The sequence below is a fragment of the Vicinamibacteria bacterium genome (assembly GCA_035620555.1).
Classification (GTDB): Bacteria; Acidobacteriota; Vicinamibacteria; order Marinacidobacterales; family SMYC01; genus DASPGQ01.
In genome coordinates, this window is sequence record DASPGQ010000369.1 from 1 (window position 1) to 5024 (window position 5024).

Here is a 5024-nt window from a genome sequence, read left to right on the forward strand (position 1 = left end):
TACGCTCGCCTTCGAGCTCTTCGATGCGGGCGGGAATGCCGCCTACGAACATCCCGTAGGCGCGTCCCGATTTGGACGCTCCCGAAGCGAGCTTCTCTCGGGTGAACTCGTGCCCGATGACCTCGACGTCGGGACCGAAGATCTGGTTCCCGTGCGCATGATCGAAATGAAAGTGAGTGTTGACGACGTAACGAACCGGCTTGTCGGTGATGGCCTCGAGCTCCCGGAGGAGCGCCCAGGCCGCCGCCGGGCTGATGTGCGAGTCGACGATCAAGACGTCGTTGTCGTTCACGATCACCGACCCATTGCAGCCGACGGCGAGATTGCCGGTGCCGACGGCGTGATAGACGTCGTCGGTGATCTTGTGAAAAGTGAAAGCGTCACCTTCGTATTCAGCGCCTGCGGGCTTCGAGACCACGTCGGCTGCGACCGACGGGGGAGCGGCTTCTTCCGCGCCGGGTTGACAGGCAAGGATGGAGACGAAGAGAGCGGGCGCGACGAACCGAAGCAGGACTCTTGCCTTCATGAAGAACCTCCGATCGCAGGGCGGGAGAGTAAGTTACCCGGAGATCGATTTCAAGCCGGCTTATTCGAGACCCGCGAGCGCCGCGCCGACCCCACTTCCCAGCTTCAGCGGATAGCCGAGGTCGGCGAGGCTTCTCTCGAGCATCGCGATTTGAGCGGCAAGGTACGGCGGTTGGGCGGCGAGGCCCATGTGGCCCAGCCGAAAGAGCTTTCCCGCGAGATCGCCATAGCCTCCCGAAATCATCACCCCGTATCGGTCTCTGAGATGGGAGCGCAATGACCCTTCAGCGATTCCTGGGGGTGGTTTGACTCCCGTAACCGCCGAGCTCGCGATCGATTCCCGGTCTGCCCACAACTCGAGACCGAGTGCTCTCACCCCACTCCGACAGGCCTTGGCGATGGCGCGGTGCCGGGCGGCCATCTTCTCGATTCCCTCTTCGAGCGCCTGTTCCAGAATCGACTCCAGTGCGTAGATGAGGCTCACCGACGGCGTATAAGGAAACCGCCGGTTCTCGATCCAGGCGTCTTTCCAGTCGAGTATCGACAGGAAACTTCCCCGAAGCGGAGGACGCCGGGATTCCATGAGCTTCCAGGCTTCGGGGCTCACCGTCATCAGAGACAGGCCCGGAGGACCTCCGAGACACTTTTGGGGACCCGCCACCGCGACGTCGATGTTCCACTCCTCGGGGCTCAGCACCTCGGAGCCGAGACCGGAAACCGTGTCGACGATCGTCGTGACGCCGAACTCTCTCGCGATCGTGCCGATCTCTTTGACGGGATTGATGGTCGCCGAAGGCGTCTCCGAGTGGACCACGGAAAGAAACTTGATCTCCGGATCGTGCTCGAGAGCCTTGCGCACGTCGTCGGGATCGATGGCATCGTTGTAGGAGACCGCCAGCTCGACCGCCGTCCCTCCGTATTTTTGGATGAAGAGCTCGAACCACTTGCCGAACACTCCCGAGACCAGGTTCAGGACTTTGTCGCCGGGGGAGAACAGGCAGGCCGCCGCAGCCTCGAGCCCGAGGACCGCCTCGCCCTGGAGGATCACGACATCGTTTCGGGTACGAAAGACGTCCTGCAGGAGCCGGCAGGTGCGATCGAAAAGCTCGATGAACGCCGGGTCGTAGTGATAGAGCACCGGGCGGGATTGGGATCTCAACGTGCGCTCGTTCACTTCCACCGGTCCTCCGGCAAGCGTCATGATGGGCCAGGGTCTCATCGCTGCCTCCTCGACTGACTCGTTTGGAGCGATTCTGCGCGATTCCGGGGCCGAGATCCAGGCTCGACCGGCAAGACCTCGACGCGACGCCCCCCACGCGCGAGAGGCCGACTCGGATAGAATCGCGGGACGAGGGGAGGACGGATGCCCATTCGCGCGCAGCTCAATCTAAAGCTCGAGAACGAGACGGGAACTTTGGCCAGGCTCTGTCGCGACCTCGCCGACGGCGGCGTCAACCTGCTGGCGCTGTCCGCCCCGGCGACCAAGGGAAAAACCGGCCCCATTCGGCTTCTCGTCCAGAACCGGGAGCTGGCGGAAAACGCGGTGTCGCGCGCGGGCTACGAGTTCACGGTGGAAGAAGTACTCTTCGTGGAGCTCAAGAACCGCCCCGGAGCGCTTGCCAAAGCGGTGGAGAAGCTGGCGAAGGCGAGAGTGCCGGTGAAGTACGCTTACGCCACCGCCTATACCAAAGCCCGAAAGACCGCGGCGGTGATCGCCGTCGAGCCCGAGCGGCTAGCGAAAGCCCTCGCTCTTCTCGGCTGACGAGAACTCTGTTCCGCGAACGATCACGCGTTTAGCGTCTCGACGTCCGCTCGGGGGGCGTCGAGAATCTCACGCACCCGTCTCGCGAGCGCCATCGGCGTAAAGGGTTTCGGCAGAAACGACAGCCCCGGTTGTTTGATGCCTTGCGAGTCGAGGATTCGAGAAGCGTAGCCGGAGAAGAACAAGACTTTGAGCCGGGGATTCGCCAGGCAAAGACGTTGGGCGAGCTCGCGGCCGTTGACGTCCGGCATGACGACGTCGGTGACGAGCAAGTCCACCGGCCGAGTGCTCGTCGCGATCAGCACCTCGGCTTCGGCCGCACTGCCGGCCTCGAGAACCTCGTAACCCCGATCGCGAAGAATCTCGCAGGTGACCCGTCGAACTCGCTCCTCGTCCTCGCGCACGAGAACGAGCTCGTTCCCATCGAGACTCTGCGAGTCCAGCCACGCGGGAACCGGCCTCGGCGGTACGAGCCTCGCCGGCATTTGAACCACGACCGTGGTCCCTTCTCCGACCTCGCTGTCGACGAGAACGTGCCCATCCGCCTCGGTCACTACCGCGTATACCGTGGCGAGGCCGAGCCCCGTTCCCTCGCCCGGCGGTTTCGTGGTGAAGAAGGGCTCGTAAGCGCGTGCGAGCGTCTCGCGGCACATGCCGATTCCGTTGTCGCGAAACGTGAGCCGGACGTGGGGAACCCGCCCTAGAGTCACACGTGAGGCCGAAATGACGAGCTTTCCGCCCTGGGGCATGGCGTCCCTCGCGTTCAAGGCGAGGTTCAGGATCACTTGCTCCATCTGAGAGCGGTCGGCCTCGATGTAGCCGGAATCGGGGTCCACCGCGATCTCGAGCGCGATGTGCTCGCCGATCAGCCGTCGAAGAAGGGGCTCCAGATCGCGCACGATCTCGCTCGGGTCCAAGAGCTCGGGCTGGCTGACGCTCTTTCGGCTGAATGTGAGGAGCTGACGAATCAGGCTCGAAGCTCGCTTGCCCGCTTCCAGGATCTCTTCGAGACGCCGTCCGGCGGACTCGTCGGCGAGAGCCGCCTTGAGGAGCGAGGCGTTTCCCAGAATCACCGTGAGGAGGTTGTTGAAGTCATGGGCGATGCCGCCGGCGAGCCGGCCCAGCGCTTCCATCTTCTGCGACTGCCGGAGCTGCTCCTCGAGACGCGCGCGGTCTTGCTCGGCCCGTCGGTGCTCGGTGATGTTCTCGACGACACCGATCCCATAAAGAGGATCGCCGTTCTTGTCGCGAATCACGCTCGCGCTCATCTTCGCCCAGACGATCTCTCCATCCTTGCGCAGATAGCGCCGCTCGATCTGATACCCGGAGATGCCTCCTGCCTTCATCTTGCGCGCCAGCTCGAGGCCCTTGGCGGCGTCGTCTGGATGAAGGATGAGGGCGAGCGGCCGGCCGACGAGCTCCTGGCTCTCGTAGCCCAGCATGCGACCGAGGGCTTCGTTTACCCGGAGTATGTGGAATGACGGCGTGACCAGGTGCATTCCGATCGGACTCTTCTCGAAGATCTGGCGGAAAACCTCTTCGCTGATGCGAAGGGCTTCCTCAGTCTCTTCGAGCCCGGCCGTCTCGCGGGTGAGACGTTTGATGCGATGCCTCAGCCTTTCGAGCTCGGCGACAAGCTCCTCGCGACTCGTCTTGGCGTGCCCCCGTTCCATCCCGCTTGGATCTCGGCTGCACATTGTAGTCGCTCTTGCAAAAACCGCAAAGCTGTATGTAAAAAAAGATCGAAGGCCAGACGATCGCCGTCGAACGAGAACGGAGCCGCTTACTTTCGCTTCGGTCTACCGGCCGCGGGCTTGGGAGAAATGGCTTCCCGCGAGAGCTCGGGGCGCTCGAGCCGATCTTTCGTGAGTCGAACGAGAAGCTCGCGAAACACTTCGAACGGCGCGGCACCGACGGCTGCGTCGATGCGACTCTTGGCTTCGTTCCACAGCGTCTCGTCACGCGCGGTGTCCAGAAACTCGTGACCCGCCCAGGTCAGCCGCTCCGGCCACCATTGACCGGGTACGAGCTCGTCGGCTCGAATGAGGCCGGCATCGTGTAGGATTTGAATGTGGTACTGAATGGATGATGCGTCGTATCCCTCTTCGACGAGCTGGGTCCAACCTCCGGGACTCGTTCCATCGGCTCCGCTTTGCTCGACGTGCTGCAAAATTCGACGGACGAGATCGACGTCGCGTTTCATGACTGGGTTCATTTACTTTCACGCCGGGGCGTGGCTCTGTCAAGAGAGACTCCGGTCGTGACCACGGTGGGTACGGCCACCCTCGAGGACATCACTCGGCTGCGCGGCCTGGTGGAAAAAGAGCTCGAGGGCTGCCAGAGCCTTCAGGCGGCGGCGCAACGGTTCTCCGAGCTTCTCTTCGAGGAGCTCGAGGATTCGGCGGTCCTTCTTCGCGTGTTTGGAACCGCGAGCTTTGCGCAGCTCCCCGGTAAAGAAAAGGAGTTCGTGGTCCGCCTCGCCCAGGAGCGAGGATTCGAGGATGAGCTTCGCCCGAGCACGAACGTGGTCACGCTCCTGGGAACCCGGGGTCGACGACCCTCGTGGAACGACCGGAGGCTCTCACAGCGTCACCTCGCCATCCCCCTGGTTCGCACCAGCTTCGTCAAGACCATTCCCATGGTGTCGCGGCTCATGAGCGAGATGGGCACGGGTGTCGAATGGGTCGAAAAGCAGCACACCAACATCGTGGTGAAGACGATGGGCAAGATGGCGACC

General features: G+C 62.9%; 6 protein-coding genes. 2 read left to right on the forward strand and 4 right to left on the reverse strand.

From position 1 onward, the window contains the following. Both VEK15_14860 and VEK15_14865 read right to left on the reverse strand, forming a co-directional pair. Positions 1-526: MBL fold metallo-hydrolase (locus VEK15_14860; protein HXV61976.1), on the reverse strand; the 526-nt coding region annotated here is incomplete at its 3' end. A gap of 60 nt (positions 527-586) precedes the next feature. Continuing rightward, positions 587-1744 carry an alanine--glyoxylate aminotransferase family protein gene (locus VEK15_14865; GenBank protein HXV61977.1) on the reverse strand — a complete coding sequence of 386 codons (1158 nt, stop codon included), beginning with the start codon at positions 1742-1744 and terminating at the stop codon, positions 587-589. 144 nt (positions 1745-1888) lie between these two features. On the opposite strand from VEK15_14865, the gene VEK15_14870 reads away from it, so the two are divergent. Next, the gene (locus VEK15_14870) at positions 1889-2287 is read left to right on the forward strand and encodes a hypothetical protein (GenBank protein ID HXV61978.1); all 399 of its coding nucleotides are present in this window, start codon (positions 1889-1891) and stop codon (positions 2285-2287) included. A 23-nt stretch (positions 2288-2310) separates the two neighbouring features. Here VEK15_14870 and VEK15_14875 read toward each other — a convergent pair whose 3' ends face one another. After that, complete coding sequence (locus VEK15_14875) at positions 2311-3960, reverse strand: PAS domain S-box protein (protein ID HXV61979.1); 1650 nt, start codon at positions 3958-3960, stop codon at positions 2311-2313. 110 nt (positions 3961-4070) lie between these two features. Beyond that, positions 4071-4490, reverse strand: coding sequence for a DUF2513 domain-containing protein (locus tag VEK15_14880; GenBank protein ID HXV61980.1), 420 nt, complete (start codon positions 4488-4490; stop codon positions 4071-4073). A 57-nt stretch (positions 4491-4547) separates the two neighbouring features. Between VEK15_14880 and VEK15_14885 the strand changes: the two genes are divergently transcribed. After that, a partial coding sequence (locus VEK15_14885; protein HXV61981.1) for a hypothetical protein occupies positions 4548-5024 on the forward strand: 477 nt, incomplete at its 3' end.

Bases quoted from the DNA above. Each gene is read 5' to 3' on its own strand.
- VEK15_14865 (HXV61977.1), bottom strand. From the start codon at position 1,744: ATGAGACCCTGGCCCATCATGACGCTTGCCGGAGGACCGGTGGAAGTG.
- VEK15_14870 (HXV61978.1), top strand. From the start codon at position 1,889: ATGCCCATTCGCGCGCAGCTCAATCTAAAGCTCGAGAACGAGACGGGA.
- VEK15_14875 (HXV61979.1), bottom strand. From the start codon at position 3,960: ATGGAACGGGGGCACGCCAAGACGAGTCGCGAGGAGCTTGTCGCCGAG.
- VEK15_14880 (HXV61980.1), bottom strand. From the start codon at position 4,490: ATGAAACGCGACGTCGATCTCGTCCGTCGAATTTTGCAGCACGTCGAG.